Annotated in this window: 7 protein-coding genes and 1 pseudogene; 6 read left to right on the top strand and 2 right to left on the bottom strand. The window is 68.3% G+C overall.

Features of this window, described 5'->3' with window-relative positions:
* Nucleotides 1-264 precede the first annotated feature (264 nt).
* Nucleotides 265-969 (bottom strand): response regulator transcription factor, encoded by a 705-nt coding sequence (locus VM306_RS31700; protein ID WP_325521435.1) that lies wholly within the window; start codon nt 967-969, stop codon nt 265-267.
* A gap of 500 nt (nt 970-1,469) precedes the next feature.
* Between VM306_RS31700 and VM306_RS31705 the strand changes: the two genes are divergently transcribed.
* The 4 genes from VM306_RS31705 to VM306_RS31725 all read left to right on the top strand — a co-directional run bounded on the left by VM306_RS31705 (nt 1,470) and on the right by VM306_RS31725 (nt 4,452).
* Nucleotides 1,470-1,991: a hypothetical protein gene (locus VM306_RS31705; protein ID WP_325521436.1), complete on the top strand. Its 522-nt coding sequence runs from the start codon at nt 1,470-1,472 to the stop codon at nt 1,989-1,991.
* Nucleotides 1,992-2,049: 58 nt separating this feature from the next.
* The gene (locus VM306_RS31710) at nt 2,050-2,280 is read left to right on the top strand and encodes a hypothetical protein (RefSeq protein WP_325521437.1); all 231 of its coding nucleotides are present in this window, start codon (nt 2,050-2,052) and stop codon (nt 2,278-2,280) included.
* Between the two features lie 161 nt (nt 2,281-2,441).
* Entirely contained in the window at nt 2,442-2,972 is a 531-nt protein-coding gene (locus VM306_RS31715; protein ID WP_325521438.1) for a hypothetical protein, read from the top strand.
* Nucleotides 2,973-3,495: 523 nt separating this feature from the next.
* On the top strand, nt 3,496-4,452 hold the full coding sequence (locus tag VM306_RS31725; protein ID WP_325521439.1) for a DUF6461 domain-containing protein: 957 nt from the start codon (nt 3,496-3,498) through the stop codon (nt 4,450-4,452).
* A 611-nt stretch (nt 4,453-5,063) separates the two neighbouring features.
* Here the strand turns inward: VM306_RS31725 and VM306_RS31730 are convergent.
* The gene (locus VM306_RS31730; protein ID WP_325521440.1) at nt 5,064-16,628 is read right to left on the bottom strand and encodes a hypothetical protein; all 11,565 of its coding nucleotides are present in this window, start codon (nt 16,626-16,628) and stop codon (nt 5,064-5,066) included.
* A gap of 262 nt (nt 16,629-16,890) precedes the next feature.
* Between VM306_RS31730 and VM306_RS31735 the strand changes: the two genes are divergently transcribed.
* Entirely contained in the window at nt 16,891-17,028 is a 138-nt protein-coding gene (locus tag VM306_RS31735) for a hypothetical protein (RefSeq protein WP_325521441.1), read from the top strand.
* Nucleotides 17,029-17,199: 171 nt separating this feature from the next.
* Nucleotides 17,200-17,695: pseudogene (locus VM306_RS31740) on the top strand (hypothetical protein); the annotation flags it as partial.

Consider the following 17,695-nt stretch of genomic DNA (forward strand, 5'->3'; position numbering starts at 1 on the left):
CACCCTGGGTCAACAAATCGGTCGCACACACGACCACCCGAGGGCAATCCACCCGAACGTCCACTTGCTCATCCTCCTGCAGTTTGCTACCGCCTCGAAGTGTGCACCCGCCACTCCACAAACCCCCCACACCCAGACACAGCCACTACACCGAAGCCCCACACACTCCGAAATGGACGGAAGCCGAAGTGAACGCAAGCCGTCGACGTCGGCGAGACGTTCGGTGAGGCCCCCGCTTCCTCGGAAGGTTTCGGAGTCCAGCCACTACGACTGGCGCGGCGGTGCGGTGAGTTTGTAGCCGACTCCGTGAATTGTGTGCAGGTAGGCTGGCTTGGCCGCGGTTTCGCCGAGTTTGCGTCGTAGCCATGAGCAGTGGACGTCGAGGGATCTGGTGTCGGCGCTGTCGTGACCCCAGACGCCGGTGAGAAGTTCGCGGCGGGTGATGACGCGGCCGAGGTGGCGGGCAAGGTAGGCGAGGAGGTCGTACTCGCGACGGGTGAGGGTGATGGGAGCACCGGAGACGGTGGCTTGTCGTCGGTCGAAGTCGATTGTGAGCTTTCCTATTTGGACGATGTCTTCGCCGGGTGGGCGCGGCGGATGCGTGGTGCCGGTGTGCCGTCGGAGCAGGGCGTTGACTCGTGCGCCGAGGTGGATGTCGGAGATGGGTTTGACGAGATGGTCGTCGGCGCCCGCGTTGAGTGAGGAGACGGCGCAAGCTTCGGCGGATCGTGCGGTGGCGACAAGGATGGGGATGTCGGTGATTTCGCGTACTTGGCGGAGTGTGGAGACGCAGTGACGCTCAGGCAGGCCCAGGTCGACCAGAACGAGGTCGAAGGTCTTGTCGTGTAGTTCGTACGACGCGGCGGCGGCTGTGCTGACGGCGCGCACCGCGTGTCCGAGGTTGAGCAGCGAGCGTGCGAGCGCACCCCGCACCGCAGGGTGGTCTTCGACCACGAGGGCGTTGGCCATGACCAGGGATGGTAGGAGGTGCAGTCTCCTTGGACGGTGGGGGAAGTTCGTTCGGACGGTCCGGCTGCCCGAACGGCGCGGGACCTGGTGCTCGGCGACACCACTTCAACGCGATTGAGCCAGGAAGCCCCTTCGCCCACGAGGGAACCGCCATCCGCCTCGTCTCCCGCTGCACTGGCGCGATGCCGCACACGACGGTGCGGCACGGCCCATCATCCATAGTGGACTGTTCGCGCGGACTTCGCTGATTCACTGAGCGCCGCACGAACCCGCTCACTTGCGCATTCGCACGGCGCACACAACCGAGTCGGCCGTCAGATAATGCAACGCCCCTACACTGACGTTGACCACTTTCGCCTGCGGCGCGAACAGCACCGGCAGAGGCAAAAGGGCAACGTCTGCGGAACTCAAGGCAAACCGGAGCCGCGGCACACTAGATCTTTTCGCAACGCGATCTACTTGCTCAGGGCAAGCTGGGCGTTCGTTTGCGGGAGGATGGAATGATAGGCTGGGACCGCTGCGGCGACTCGGACTACGTAGCTGTGCTGAACAGGCACGAGATCGACGTGCTGAACAGCTACATCACCGGACTGGCCGCGCTTCTCGACCGCCGAGCCGACTCGTACGAACCAGTCACGACAGTCGCCGGCGCCACAGTTCCCATGCCCGTCGCCAGCAGCGACGATGCCAGGATCATCAGGATCCTCCAGACAGAGCTGGGCGAGCACGAGCCGGAATGGGTGCTCACTTTTGGCGAGGAGCGGTGCTTCCGCGAAGTATCCGCGGCTTTGCGGACGATGGGCTCCACCTTACCGACTGCGGACGGTGTTGTCGTACTCCGCTCGCGTCACGAGCTCGCAGCCTGGTCGTGCTCGATTCGGTGCTTTCTGACCACCATAGTCGTGGTGGCCGATCAGGACGGCAACGTCAAAGGCAAGCCCAGCGCGGCCACCATCGACTGGCTTCACGACCTCGCCGAGCAGATCGCCAGAGTCGAGGCTGTGGCAACGCTCTCGAGCTGACGCCGAGTGGTGACTCGACGTCGATCAAGCTGCTCAAGCGACCGCCAACGGAACTGTGATGACGAAAAACCTCGAAGATCTGTTGAACAGAATGGGCCGAGATCTGGCCAGATCAGGTGAAGCACAAGCGGCGCAAGATCTTTTGGAACTCAGGACGGCGGTCGCCGCAGCCACCGAGTTGATGGCCGCGGTCGAACGTGGCGACCTCACAGCGGCCGAGTTCCACGCCGAGCTTCTGCAGCGCCAAGTCTCCGAGGCCCGTCCACTTCGGTTCGAAGCTGACGAGTAGCTGGCCGGCCCGTGGTGTGAAACCCCGCTGCAGCAACGCCTCCACGACAAGCCTGCCGAGTCGGTCCGTGCGCGGGTGACGCTCACTGACGGTGTCCATTGCCGTGTCCGCCAGCGCATGGCACCGAACGGTCTGGGCGCCAACGAGTTGAACGAGACGACATGTTGATGGAAGAACTGCCACCGAAGGCCGCGCTCGACGGGCCTCCACCGGACATGGACCGCCTGCTCCAGCGCACGCTGGGCACGGTCCGTGAAGAGAGACATCAGGCCGCGCGCCGCCGACGGAGCATCACGGCCCTGTTGTCGACGCTTGCGGTCGCCGGAGTGCTCGCCGGGGGCGTCTGGATGGGTCAGGGCATGGGGGTCGGTGACACCGGGAACGCCGACGCGCTCCTGCAGGGGACCTCGCCGACGGGTGCGCGCCTGGCCGTACAGGTCACCGACGCCGAAGGTGCCTTGAAGCTGGTCGCGACGGTCGACGGGATGCGGGACGGGGAAGCCTGCTGGCTGGTCGTGCACACGAAGGACGGACGAACGTTCACCGCCGGCTCGTGGAGGGCGCACGACGGCGAAGTCACGTTGGCCGGCTCCGCGATGGTGCGGGCAGGGGACGTGGCCGGGGTGAGTGTGGTGAACCACGACCGCCTGCCGCTGGTGACCGCCGTTAGCAGTCCTGGCACAATGAATTGATCTTGAGTCGGCGCCGGCACGTGATGCTGCAAGCGATGCTGACGAAGGCTTCATGGATGTCGTCGCGGACCTCCCAGCGGACACGCAATCGTCGGAACCAATGCAGTAGTGCGAAGGCTTGTTCGACGACCCATCGGTAGACACTCAGGCCGGAGCCGTGCTCTACGCCTCTGCGGGCGAACTGCGTTGAATGCCTTTGGCGCGAACCAGTTTGCGATCGTAGTCGTAGGCGCGGTCGGCGTGGAGAGCGTCGGCGACAGAGGCTCGATCAGCTCCCACAGCCCGTCTTCGACCTCCCACGACCTGCGCTGCGCCACGCCAACCTCCTGCCGGACAACCATCAATCCGACAAGATCAAGTCACATTCAAAATCATTCCGTTAGAAGTTCTTAAGGCAACAATGGCCTCCCGTTCGGCCGCACCTGCGCCGCGCGTCTTCGCGCGCGCTGGTCCGGTCGCTAGGTTCGGCGCATCATTTCGGACGATCCTTCGGGGGTTCAACATGCATGGCGAGTCTGATCCAGTGGAGTCGTTGGGCGACAGCGCTCCCGTGTCGGCGATCGACGGTGCCTTCTTCCTGAGGTCGGATGACGGGAAGCGCACGGTGACCCGCCGCCCGGACGGCGGCCTCGACCACGACATCGTGCTCGGAGTCGGCGGAGGGCTGACGGCTTACATATTTGCGGACGAAGCGCGCGCGCTCGACCTGCCGGGCACTTCGCTGACGTGGCGATTCCTCACCGACGGTGGTCGGTCGGATTGGAGGCTCGTGCTCGTGGACGAGCGGGACGTGGTCGTGTGGGTGGAACAAAAGGGTTTCTTCCCCGAGGGCTATCAGCCTTCCCCGGAGGAGTGGTACCGGCCCTTTTCCGAGGAGGAGGGCTACCAGCCCTCCTCGAAGCCCGCTCCCGCTGATGACTACGACGACGATCCCGAACCGTGGATGACCAAGGGCCTCGGCATGAACGACTTCTACTGCGTCACCGTGATCCACGACGTCACCCCGGACGAGGCGCTGCGCCGCTTCGGAGCGACGGAGATCAGCACCACTACTTGGTCGGAAATGCGCGGGAAGGTCCCCTACGGCGACCACGTCGTGGCCGCGTTCGCCTTCGGCCCGCACACCATGCTGGTGGAGAAGCATGGCTACAAGGGCGTCGACCGCCCGGACCTGTCCGCAGGCACTTTCGCCGTCTCGTCGTACGGCAACGCCGACTGCGACGCCGACATCGACTTCGTCGTCAGCCGCGACGGCGTGGTGATCGCCGGACTGGGGGAGCGGGCCCCCAGCCCGGCCGAAGGCGAGGCCGCCGAGGTGCTCGCGGAGGCCCTCGCGGAGATGGGCATCGACGACCCGTTGGCGTCCGACATATACGGGAACCTCCTCAACGACCTCGAACTACTCCGCAGGCTCACCGGCGTCCACCCCACGGTCGCCGACGTCACCGGCCCGGCGCGCGTCGCGATCATCCATCCCTAGCAGCCGGTCCTCGCCGCGTGACACCGGTGAGAACCCATGCCTGTCCCCGGATCCGTGTTCCCGCGACAGCCGAGATCCCGGCCAAGCCGAAGAACGTCACCTCCGACAGCTCCCGGCCACCGCCCGTGCCGCCCGCCCCGTCTCCGTCGCAGACGTGATGTGCCGGGCTGTCGTCGTGCCCGGACATGCTGCCCAGTCCTGCTGAGACGGCGCACTTCTGTTCGCCGGACGAATTGGCGGGCTGTGGACGTGGCCCGGACGAACCGGCGACCTTCGCGGTCGCGGTGGTCGCCCTCCACGTCGTCACGGGCTCCCTGCTGCCGCGCGGCACGTCCTGCACTCCCATGCCGGCGCGGACTGAAGACGAAGAACTCAGGTGAGCGAGGCCTCGACGTTGCGGGCGAACACGCCGCCGACAAGCCGGATGGACGGAGGAGCGCCGGGATCGGCCAGCAAGGCTCACTGGTCCCCCGTCTTGTTCGGTGCGCTCATCTCTTCCCGTTCTCGTCGTCCACGGGAACTCTCGGCTCTGGTCACCCAGCTTCCGGAACACCACCGTGGCCTCCCGTTCGTCGCCGGTCCGTTTGGCGACCTCCTCGCCGAACGGCTCTTCACAACCTCTGTTCCACGCCCTGCGAGTCGGTGTCGATCCGCTCAGCGATGTCGAGCACCAGCTCGGTCAGGTGCGCGCGGTCACCTGCGCCGAGCTCGCGCTCGAGGACATCTCGCCGGGCGAGGAGCTCCAGCGTGCGATCGAATCGGCTCGCCAGGTCGGCTGCGGCATCAGAACCGTTCGCCATCGACTCGTGGGCCAGTGCGTCGAGCACGTCGTACAGCACGCCTGCGCGCACCTCGGCGTGGTCGTCGCCCCGCAGGGCTTCCAGCACGCCGTAGAGGTGAGCCAGCTCGATCACAGCGACGAGTCCGGCCGCCGTGTTCCGGGCGGCCTCGACGCCCTGTCCGTCGATGGTCGTCACGACGTCGTTCAACACCAGTGCGGCGACCGTGGGTGCGATGCCTGAGCGCAGCAGCACCGCCTCCACGACACCTGCCTGGTCGACCACGCCCCTTGCGCTGGCCCGGACCTCGTTCTCCGAAGCGTGCCCGGTCAGCTCGGCCGCTCTCGGATCCGAGGTCGGCACCCCCTGCTCGGCGGAGTCGTTGGCGGCGACCAGCGCGTGTTGTGGCAGGGGGACCGGGCCGGCCACCGGCAGCGGTGAGCCGGCTTCACCCCGCTGGTTGCCAAGCCGTCGTGCCATCGACTCCGCGTAGCGCACGGCGGCAGTTCGCACGTCCGGGTCGCCCTGCTGCTCGGCGTGCAGCCGCGCTGCCACCGCGTGCACGATCCAGCCGTGCACCTGGCGGTAAGCACTTTCCGACGGCGACTCGACGGCCTGGTCGGCTACCGGGGGCTGATGGGTCCGGTCGACGATCTCGGCCGCTTCGCGCACCAAAGCGCTCGCTCGGTCGTCTTCCAGCGTGTTCAGCACGTCCAGTGCGGCGTCGTAGTCCTCTGCCACGGCGGCCATGTCGGTGATCAGCAGGCGAGTGCCGTCGGGCGTCAGCACGTCGATCACCCCAGTGGCGATCGCCTCCGTCTCGACGTTTTGCTGCACGTCGACGGCGTCTGTCTCGTGGAAGCCCCACTGCCTGCTCTCGGCGTCAGCCCGCTGGAACCGCCGCTTGGCGTCGGACAGCCTCGGAGTCATGCCTGTCGGCAAGCCCAACCCGTAGGCAGCGCGCAAGTCGGCGAGGGCGGCCTGGTAGGCGTCCCACGCCGCTTGGGGCGTGGCCGGGAACCCTTGGCGCTGCGCGGTGAGATCGGGCTGGGCCGGGTCCCGGTTCAGCACGACCCCGGGTTCCGGGTCGTGCTGGACGACCGGTGGGACGACGGGTGCGCTCGGTGCGGTGCCGTCGACGGTGACGATCACCCGCGATGTGCGGGTCTTGTGGTCCGGGGTGGCGACGATCGACAGGTCCACGTCACCGCGACCGATCCGCTGGCTCGGGTCGACACCCGCCTGCGCCAGTGCGAGCTGCCGGTCCAGCGCCACGCTCAGCAGCGCGGCCACGGCGGCGCGGCGAGAGGGCCCGAGGTCCTTGCCGCCCTCGACTGTCACCGACGGCATGCGCGCGCCGCGTTCGTGCCGCGCCAACACGGCCCGCGCCAGGTACGCCGCCCAGTCCTCCAGCGCTTCCTGGGACTCCGCGGTCAGCCGGGTCGTGTCGCCGTCGAACGCGAACACCTTGAACACCTGCGTGCCGGGTACCTGCGGGGCGGTCTCCAGCTCGCGGACGACCGTCACGGAATAGCCGTTCCGATCAGCCTCGTGGTCGCCGAACTCGAAGAGGTCCAGCGCGGCGTTGATCGGGTCGTCGACGGCGATGTCCGTCAGCGGCCCAGGCAAAACCACGGACAGCGGAGTGCCGTTCAACGCGGGATCGCTGACGATGCTCAGCACCGCCGCACGCCACACGATGGCGGGAGTGTGGTGCCGGGCGGCGATGCCGGCGATGAGGTCGAGCGTCAGCACGCCGTTTGCCAGCCCGGGCCGCAGTGCGTACAGGGCCTCGCGAACGAGCGCGAACACGGTGTCCGAGTCGTGCGGCGGGCTGCGCCGGTCGAGCAGTGACTGCCCCTGCGAAGCCGTGGTTTCCCTGGTGAGGTCCGGGTTCTGCTGGAACGTCAACGCGATCTCGGCGGCTGCGTCTTCAACGCTCGGCTCGTTCTCGACGGCGGGCGCGTCCAGGACGAGCCCGTCCAGCGCACGGTCCGGGTGGAACGCGGCCGGGGTACGCACACCACGGTCGGCGACAACACCCGCGGTGCCGACGGCCAGCCACTTCTCGGCATCGGCTGACACGCTGCGCATGCCCTCGCCCAGCACGGGCCGCGTGATCGTCTTCAGCAGCGCGCGCCAGGCAGGACGGGCGGCGATGGCGGCTACCGCCGCTTCCAGGACGACCTCGCCGCGCGGGTGGTCGCGCAGTATCCGGTCGACTCCGGCGAAGTCCAGATCGCCACGCGAGCGCAGGCCGCGGACGAGTGTTTCGGTGACCTGGTCGACGATCTCGGCCATCGCCACCTCGTCGGGCGTGACGGCCGCCGGAACAGGCGGCGCGTCGTGCCGGACGCCGGCCACCGCGGGGCCGCTGTCACCCGCGGTGCGGTGGGCCACCTCCCCGACGCCGCGGGCGCTGTCAGCGGTGACGCGGCCGACGTGCCGGCGCAGCGCTGTCCCGTACCGGGAGGCGAAGTCGGCGCCCTTGGGCGCGACGAGCACCGGCGGCGCGGTGGAGGTCGGCTCGGAGCCGAGCGCGAAGCCGTGCTCACCACTGAGGACGGAACCGAAGTCGGCGGTGCTGTCGACGACGTACTCGGCGGGCGCCACCACGCCGCCGAACCGGGTGAGGAGCTCGGCGCCGAGCACCGCGCGGGCCACGTCGAGGGTGCTGTCGGTCTCGTTGTCCATGGCTGCGGCGAACACGTCCTGCTCGGCCATCGGGGCCTCGCGGTTGAACACCTCGTCGGCGTTGACGACCACGAAACCGTGCTGCACCGCCAGTTGCTCGAACCGGCGCACTCCGTCGAGGTCTCGCCCACCGGCTCGGGCGGCTACGACCATGTCGCGCGGCACGTCGGTCCACAGGACCGGCGTCCAGCCTTCGGCCAGCGCGGTCTTGGCGGTGGCGGCCAGGTTGGCCCACGTCGCGTCGTCGGTCACCGGGCCGCCGAGCAAGGGCACGTGGACCACCTTCGGCAGCGCTCGGCCGGACCCGGTGAGGACCGATCCCGGCTGAGCGGTCGGGGTGAGGGCTTCCGGTGTGGCACCGGTGAGGTCGAGCGACCGCAGCAGATCGAGGCCTTGGCCCGCGTCGAGCGCGTTCTGGTCGACATCCGCGAGGAACGGGGGTGCGGCGACCGGGCGGACCACACCCAGCTCCACCTCGGGTGACGGCTGGGCCCTCGCCAGGTCCTCGGCGGTGATCCGCTCCAGCGCCTGTGCGAGCGCCAACTGGTCGAGGTACTCGCGTCGCGCGGCCCACCACGCGGCCTCGGCCTCCTGGACGGCGTGCAACTCCTCGGACAGCGCGGCCTCGGGATTGTTCGCCATCGCTCCGTCGAGCACTCCGACCGCGTCGGTCCACGTCTGGCTCGCGGTGGCCAGGCCGGTGACGGCCTCGAGGAGCGGCTCGGGCAGCTTGCCCGCCACCTTCTCCGCTGCCGCGTCGCGCATTCGCACCAGGTAGCCGTTGTCGACGGCGAAGTCCACGACACCTGTGGAACGGCCTGGGGAGTCGGGATCGGCCGTCGCCTTGCGCGCCACGATCCTGAACTCGACATCGTTCAGCAGGCCGCGGGTGGTCAGGTCGGGATGCGTGGTGCGATGACTCGCACCCGGTTCGCGGCCGCTGCTGTCGAACAGGTCGGCCGACGCCTTCACCATCATGTCCGGCCGGGTCTTGGTGAGTGGCGTCTCGTGCAGCGTCATGACCTGGGCGGCGGCGAACTGCTGCTGGCCGGCTGCGGTCTCGGTTCCCGCGTTGACGACCGGCGCGAGCAGCGAGGTCTGGTAACCGCTGCCGGACACGACCAGTACGGATCCCTTCTCGGTCTCCGACGTCGAGCTGTCCATCTCGACGCGCCCGCTGGCGGAGGCGAGCTGTGGTCGTGGCTTCAGCCTGGCGTGGATCTCGAGGTCGCGGTTCAGTCCCGGCGGCAGCGGAATGCTGAACTGGCCCTCGACCATGGCGGGGAGACCGGCCTTCAGCGCCGCCGGCGTGATCGCGGCCCGCAGTGCCAGCGTGGTCGCGGTGTCGACAGTCGCGCCGGACTCGTGCAGCGCCAGTGCCGCGGCGTGTCGCAGGCTGGCGGCCTTGCCCAGGTAGTGCTCGATCTCGTAGTCGCCGGGGTTCGGGAGCTTCACCCCGTCGGTAAGGGCTGTCCGCCACGCCGCGAGCCTGGATCCGCTGCCCTCGTACTTCGGTTTGGCCGTGGTTTCGTGCTCCGTGCCGAGCCCCTTGGCGCCGTCGAACCTGGGAAGCAGGGTCTCCTCGGCCATCTTGCGGATCTTGACCGGCCGCACCCGTTCCAGCTCCGCGACGACGGTGCCCGCGGTCTCCTGTTTCGTGTCGGGGTCGAAGCCCAGCTTCCGCTCGACCTTCACGACGATGCGCAGATCGCCGGAGTAGGAGCCGACAGGACCGCGGATGGCCGCGTACGACTCGTGGTCCTCCGACACCGAGTGGGTGATGGCGTGACTGCGCGACAAGGGTGTGAACTGGCCTTGCAGGCCGAGTCCGAGCGCGCCGGAGCTCGCCGGCTTCGAGCCGGCGTTCGGTTGCGACGATGCCTCGGTGACCTCCCGCATGTGTCCATGGGCTCGCGCCGCGACGGAGAAGGTGCCGACGGTGTGGCTGTTCATGTCCTCGGTGAGCCGTGAACCGGAGAGCACGCTGCGGGTGGCGAGCTTGCGGACGACCTCGACGCTCCCCTTGGTCGGTGCGTTCTCCCACTCGGCGCTCACCGACAGCACGTAGGTTTCGCCGCTGAACCGGTGTTCCAGCCGGATGGGAGTGCTGACGCCGCCGTTCATCAGGGCGTTGAACGATCTCTCGACGTTGGCCAGGTGGTCGGCAACGGTCCTGGTGTTGTCGTGCCCTCCCTCGAACGAGGTCATCGGCAGCAGTTCGAGGGCCTTGTCGTGACCGAGGGTCACGGCGATCTCGGCACGCAGGTCGGCGATGACATCGCTGAGGTCGACAGGACCGTCGACCACACCGATGCCGAGCGACGTGGTGGCGCCGGGGTCGAGCGACTCGGCCGCGGGCAGGTCGTGATCGCCGGGCGTGGCCGCCGTCTCCTCAGCGACGGCGGTCTCCTCGACCACGGCGGCCGGGTTGGCCGGGTTGGCCGCCTCGCGGTCGCGGTCCTGCTGTTCCAGCCTGGCCAGTTGTTCCTCGGTCACCCACATCATCACGGCGTCGGGAAGCACGAACCGCTCGCCCGCCGACCGGACCGGCTTGCGCTTGAGCAGTTCCATCGAGTCGATGTTGCCGCGCAGCTGCGTCTCGGCGACGACCTCGACCTGGACGCCGACCTTGATCAGCACCTTCCTCTCCGGGCTGCCGGTGAAGTAGCCCTTTTCGGTGGCGTGCAGCAGGTGGGAGCGCTTCTTGCCCCAGCGGCCGCCCCACGGCGAGACCGAGGTGCCGACGACGCCGTACGGCGAACCCCGAACGTTCCCGGTCTCGGACGTGACCGGACCGCTGGGGAGCATCACGTTGGTGCCGGTGACGTCGACCGACGTGACCGAACCGCCGGTCAGGTCGACCGCGGTGCCGCCGACGGTGGTCTTCTCGGTGCGCTGGAACTCGGTGGGGTCCAGGCGGGTCGGCTTCACCGGCGTGAGCGAGACACCGACCCGGCCGTGGATGTCGGCCCGGCGGCGGCTGTAGTGCAGGCCCTCGACGTAGTGCTTGCCGAACAGGCGTGGATCTTTGCGGAGGTTGTCCGGGGAGAACTGCTCGGAGATCAGCTCCGAGTTCTCGCCGTCGTCGACCGCGAACACCGGGTCTTCCGCGACGCGGACCAGCACGTCCTGTACGGATTTCACCAGGTGCTCGGTGCCGGCGAAGGACAGCACGTCCGCACCTTCGAGGAATCGGTCCGCGGGCGTCAGGGTTTCGATCAGTGTGCCGTCAGGCAGCGCTGTCGGCGTCGTCGGCGCCACCACGACGGGTGCGGGTGGGGTGGTGGTGACCAGGTGCTCCGGCACGAGCAGGTGCACGGGCACGCTCTGGCTGGCACCGTCGCCGAGGCCCTTCCACTCGCCGTTCAGCACGATCGGGGTCATGGCGGGTGCCGACCTGCCGCGTGTGCCCAAGGTGATCATGCGAACTTGCTTGCTGAGCCGGTTGTAGGTCTTGACCGTCGGTGTGAGGGTCAGGTCGGCCTTGAAGTGCCGCATCGGCAGGTTCCCCAGCGCACCGGCCTCGGTGAGCGTCGGACCGTGCTTCCGCGCGGTGACCTTGCCGGAGTCGGCGGCAACGCTGTTCGCCTTCGACCAGGTGCGCCCCGCCCTGGCCGTCAGGATGAACACGTTCGCCATCGACTTGAGGCCCGCGGTGAGGCGCCCTTGCAGGCCGGCCGACACCGTCGTCGACTTGGCGGTGCCGTACGTGTGGGCGTTCTTGTCCTTGACCCTGGTTTCCGTCGTGGACTTGGCCACGTCGAGTTGGACGTCGCCGTCGGCGAGATCGGTCATGGTGGCTTTGATCCGCACGGTGACCACGTAGTCGTGGAAGATGCCCTGCTTGACCAGGGGAATCACCAGGCCTGGCCCGAGCATCCGGTCGACGAGATGCATGAGCTGCTTGTCCGACAGCCGGTTCTTCGCTGAGTGCTGCCGCCTGGCGACGTCGTTGACCAGGGACTCCAACCCCGCTGCCATGGCCGGGTCGTCGAAGTGCCTGATGAACATCGGCGAGCTGAAGTGGTACCACCTGCGACCCGGCACCTTGCGCAGCGTGTCCGCGATGGCGGCGTAGATACGGTCCGAATTCGAGAACATCTCGACTTTGGCACCGGCGACGGACAGCCCGGACTCCAGGTGGTCAGGACCGAAGTGCGTGCGGTCGCCGCCTTCCCGGTAAGCCGGTGCGAAAGCCGTCTCGTCACCGGTGGGCGACAGCCCCGCGGCAAGCGCTCGTTCCTGCGAAGTCCACTGGATACCGGTCAGGTCACCTTGCAGCGTGATCGGCGGGTGGCCGAGCGTGCGGACCTGGAGTTCGTAGACCGTCTTGTAGCGCACGAGCTTGCCGTTGAAAAGGTGCCCGTTGCGGATCGCGGTCTCGCGCGCGGACCGGCTGGAGCGCTCGCGGGAGTGGCTGAAGTCGAACACCACACCCAGCGCCAGTACGAAGGCCCCCGCACGCTGGGCGGCCGCGATCAACCCGCCCATCCCACCTCGACGACGGGCGGACATCGTGTCGGTGCGCGCGACCGTGGCGCTGTCCCAGTCGAGGTAGTACATGCCGTCGAACGTCTCGACGACTTCGACCTGGCGGGCGACCGCACGCATCTCGACCATGTTGCCGTTGCGGATCAGGTCGATCGGGCTCGTCACCGGGCCGACGACGAGTGGCTCGGACCGCTTCCACCCGGAGTCGGGGTTCTCGTCCGGGTGGAACACGATCATGCCGGGCAGATTGCTGCCGATGTTGGACCTGTGCAGGAACTCGGTCAGCACCCGGCGCCCGTGCGACCCGACCTTGGTCAGGTGCTCCGGGAGCTGCCGGGCGACCTGCTCGAAGAAGGAGGCCTTCTCCGGGGTGTCGACGACCAGTTCTTCCAGCACGAAGCTCTTCGGCGGCGCCTGCTCCAGGTCACGCATGCCCTGGCCCTCGTTCGACCGCGGTCCGGCGGGCCTGCCGAGGACGAAGTCGCCGTCCAGTCCCGGCCGCTCGTGGTGGTCGATCCTGCCAACGGAATCCTCGTCGGCGTCGAGCAGTTCGAACGAGTACGAGACGTGGGCGTTGATGTTGTGCGCGTTGAAGTCGGGGACCAGTGCCGCTCTCTTGTACTCCGCGCGGACGTCGCGGTCCTGGGACTCGGCGACGTTCGTGGTGAACGACGGCGTGACGTTGACGATCATCCCGGGCACGGCGGAGACCGTGACGGGAAGGACGAACGAAGGTTCGCTCGCCGAGTGCGCGTGCGCGCTGCTGTAGCGGCGGTACTTGGTCGGCGGCGCGAAAGCCCAGTGTGCTTTGCCATTCGCGATCTCGGCGTCACCGTCCCAGTGCAGCTTGGCCTTCACGACCAGCTCGTAGGACCTGCCGCCGGACTTGATCGGGAAGCGACGGCCGTCGGCGAGCAGGGCGGAGACGTTGCTCTTCATCTCCCGCTTGACGCGCTCGAGTCCTTGGACCTCATGGCGGCGCCGGCGGATCCTGGCACCGTGAGGGTGGCTCCGGCGGCGTGCCAATACCGTGGGGGCTGCCGGGAGCAGGTCGACCAGGGCACGGTCCACTGCGGACTCGTCGATCGTGACCTGCGAATGCTGCTGCGACTCGCCCATGCCGAGACTGTCGACCAGGTAGTCCGGCAGTTTCTCGCGGACCTCGTCAGGCAGCCCCGGTTCGCCGCGCTTCGGCTGGATCGCCCCTCCGGTCGACTGCTCTTGGCTCGGATCGTTCTCGTCCTGCTCTGCGACGGTTTCGAGACCGCCGGGCGTGTGAGTCGCCTCCGAGCCGTGCACCACGACGGGCGCGGGACGCGAGCCGAGGCCGAGGTCCGCGAGGCCGTTGTCATCGACCTCGAGCACGATCGGCCCGTCGTGCGCGCTGCGCAGTGGCGAGGACCAGATCCGGTTGTCGGTCTTGCCGCGGTAGGTCGGCGTGACGTCCCAGGACGGCCTGGCGCGGACGAGGTGGCGACGCTCGGCCGGGGTGGCGCCCTCGGTGGTCCGGAGCAGCTCCCGGTCGTGCAGGTCGAGCTTGATCGTCACTGCCGCCACCGGCCCACCCCGGACCTTGATCCGGTAACCGTCAGCGGACATGGCTTCGGGGAGGTGGTGCTCCAACGACGCCCGATCGGTTGCTGCCACGACCTGCTCGATGGCCGCCCTCCGCATGGACGGGCGCGCTTTACCGTTCGGACCGGGTGGATCGACGGGGTGGAACAGCTTCACCAGGGTCTTGTGCAGCTCCACGGCGGCGAAAGGGCGTGCGGTGATGGTGGTGTCGTCCTGCGGCTCGGTCGCACCGTCCCGCTCCCGCTCGCGGCGCAGCGATCCCGGCTTGCGGTTGAGGACCGCACCGATCGGCGGCTGGTCGGTGAACGTCTCGGTGCGCGGTACCACGGACGCCACCACGCCGGGCAGCGTCGTGGTGAAGTGCCAGTCGCCGGGCTTGACGCTGATCGTGAGGTGGAGGTCGTGCAGGAAGTGCTCGCGGTCGACGAACTTGCCCGGGTTGTTCTCCAGCGCCGCCTCGACTTCCCCCACCTTCTCGCCGGCGTTCCGCACCGCGTCGGCGGTCAGGTCGGCGACCCGGGGCTTGATCTCGGCGACCACCGCGGCGTCGATCTCCGTCCCGGCGTCGATGTCCGGCGACTGGACATCACCCGGCGTGGGCGTTGCCCCGGACGCCGGCGGAGTGGCCTCGCTGTTCGCACCGACACGTGCGGGAATCGGTTCGGCGAGCACGAGAGCCGGTGGCTGACCCGGGTTGAACCGGACCAGCGGTTCGTCGGACACGTGCTTCGCGACGACGGTGTCGAAGATCTTCCGGTCGAAGTCGGTGACGGGATCCCAGTAGAGGTGTGCGCCGTGCTGGACTCCCACGTTGCGGTTGGTCAACAGGAAGACCATGCTCTCGTAGTCTTCCGCGCCGAGCCTGTTGCCGTCGGTGTCGTACATGCCGTACATGTCGGCGTCGCCGGCCACCCAGATGAAGTCGCCCCGCGAGTTCGCGCCGTAGACGACACCGTCGACGACCTTGAACTTCCCGTCTTGTTCGTACTCCTGCATCGTGCCGATCAGTTCGGCGAACTCGGCGGTCCGCTCCTCGAAGCGCTTGGCGACCTTCTCCTGGAGCGCCGGGTCGATGCCGGGGAGCTCCGCAGGAGGGTTCGGCTGGAAGAACCCGACGAGTCCGGTGTGCTTCGGGTCGGCGCCGAGCAGCACATCGGTCTGGTTGATGGTCTTGGCCTTGAGGTCCTTGGGCTTCGGCATCGCGCCGTCGTAGAGCCAGCGAACGGACTCCGGGTTCATCGGACGGACGTCCAGCACGACGTTGAACCTGTCGACGAAGTTCTGGAACCGCTCCTGGTTGATCTTCGGGACACCGAACTCCTGCTCGAGCCGGTCCGGGGTGAGGGGCCCGGTGTCGTCGGGAGTCCGCCAGTGCACCGAATCGCGCAGGTCCACCGGGCGCGGTGCGGTGGACGTCTTGGCATCGATCTGGTCGAAGAGCTCCTCGACGAACGGCTTGCCGAGGTTCAGTTTCGGCAGGCGTGGTGAGACAGCGGAAGGGGAGACCGGCGGACCCGAGGCGAGCTGCTCACCGAGATGGCTGACGGTGGTCGTGCTGTGGTCCACGAGCGGGGATGCGGGGTCGTCGGCCGTGGTGCCGGCCGGGTGCTGGCGGGACCCCGTTGCCAGGGAGGTCTGAGTCCCAGGCCCGGAAGGTATCGCCGGAGGGGCCGGCGCGCCGTCCAGGGCAGGGACATCGACCCCGGTCTTCCGCTCTGGCCAGGCGGCCGGGTCCGACTCGGCCACGGTGATGTCGTGGAGGTCCACGACGCTGCTGCGCTCCGGGCCGGTGTCACCGGTCAGCGCCGCGGAAGCGGCCGCACCGAGTTGGGCGGCGGTCGGCTGGCCACCTGGCAGAACGGCCGGGGTGGTGTCCGGGTGGCCTGACGAGCTGAAGTACTGGAACGGCGAATCCCAGAAGCTCGGCCGTATGGCCGGTCTGGCCGGGACCGGTCCCACCGAGGACCGCTGGTGATCGCCCGCGCCGAGAGTGCCGTGCACGACGACGTTCTGCACCACCTCGCCAACCGGCGTCATCACCCGGACCGGCACCTCGATGCCACCCTCCAGGATTCGCTCGATGACACTGCGTTGACCGTCTTCGGTGGCGATGCCCAGGATCTGGTCGACCGCGGCGTCGTTGAATTCCTTGATGGGAGCCGGGACGGGTTCGTCCCGCGAGCTCCACGGCATGGCGTGCTCGAACGACGCCTTCAGCCGCGCCCATCGTGCGCGCTTGGTGGGGCGTGCGTGCAGCGATCGCTCGCGGGTGCCGAGTGCCCGCTTGACCTCTGCGGTGAGCTGAGTCAACGCCGCGGAGTCGAGTTCCACACGTCCGCGGCCCTGTCCGACACCGTGCGGAGCCCGGATGGCAGGCAGGCCGGACCGCTCCTCGGAGGCTGGCCCGTCCTCCTCGGCCGTGGTCGCCGAAGTCTCATCTGGGAACTCGACGTGCGTCTCGAACTCGGGGCCGATGGCCGCGGTTGGCGTGTCCGGTCCGGCGGGAGGCGCCTCGACGGTCCCCGCGGACGACGAGCCGGAGGAATTCTCGACGGTCTCGGTTTCCAGCTCGACACCGACGTCGGTGACTGGATGTCCCGACTGGAGCGGACCGCCGCAGTTTCCAGGTAGCGCCAACGCATCCTCGGTGCCTGCACCCGCCAATGTGTCGGTCGCTTCGTACCTCTCAGCAGGAATGGCGTCCGGAACAGACAGCTCGACGGCAGCCACCTCGTTGTCTGCACCCGCCTTGCTCTCAGCGGGCGCAGGGAACGCAACCGATCCGGTTGTGACGTTCGGGGGTGCACCTGTCTCGGTGTCGGCCGCCGCCGGTTCGGTGACGAAGTTGGACCCGGTGTCCCACGCAGGCCCTGCCACCTCCGTGGGTGGCCGCGTTCCCTTGGGTGACATCCGGTGCTCGGCCACTGGCGACGGCGTGGTGCTGGGTGTCGTGTTCGTCGCGCTGAGGAAGGTCGGTGCTGTGGGTGGGGGCGCCGGAGCGGGAGGAACGACCGCCGAGGCGGTGCTGTTGTTCTGAGGCGTGAGTTCAGGTTCTTCTGACCCAGGCGGCAGCGAGGCTTGGTTCGTGACCGAACCGGTTGGCGACAAGGCTTCCCAAGGCGCCTGCGTGGTCGGTCCGGTGTTCTGGCTCGTGGAGAAGTAGGTGGCCATCGGGTCGTTGTTCTGATGAGTTGACAACGTGACCAGGGTGGGTGTGGTGGCGAAAGCCGCAGTCGTCGACACGTTCGCGGCCGTGTCCACCGACGCGGTGCTCGACACCGTTGTGCTGCCCGACGCGGTGGGGGTCGCCGGTGCGCTGGTCGACGTCGTGGGGGTCGCTGTCAGCGGTGTCGGAGGCGGTGTGGATGTCGACTGCGGTGCCACAGAGGACGATGGCGTCGCTGAGACGAGGTTGTCCGGGTCTGGATCTCCTGCTGGGTTGGATCCGTTGATACCCGATCCTTCGCCGGCAACCACACCGTCGCCGATGCCCGGACCGCCGAAGGTGTCCGAACCGCGAGCGGTATCCGAACCCACCGACCCGCCCGTACTCGAACCACCAACGGAATCCGGACCCGCGTCCGCACCCGGACCCTGGACGGCATCGGATTCGATCAAGCCACCGGCGCCCAGCCCGTCAACAGCATTCGGACCGCCGACTGCATTCACGTTCCCGGCATCACCCGAATCGTCGGCGGTATTCG

This window comes from Lentzea sp. (assembly GCF_035525475.1).
Classification (GTDB): Bacteria; Actinomycetota; Actinomycetes; order Mycobacteriales; family Pseudonocardiaceae; genus Lentzea.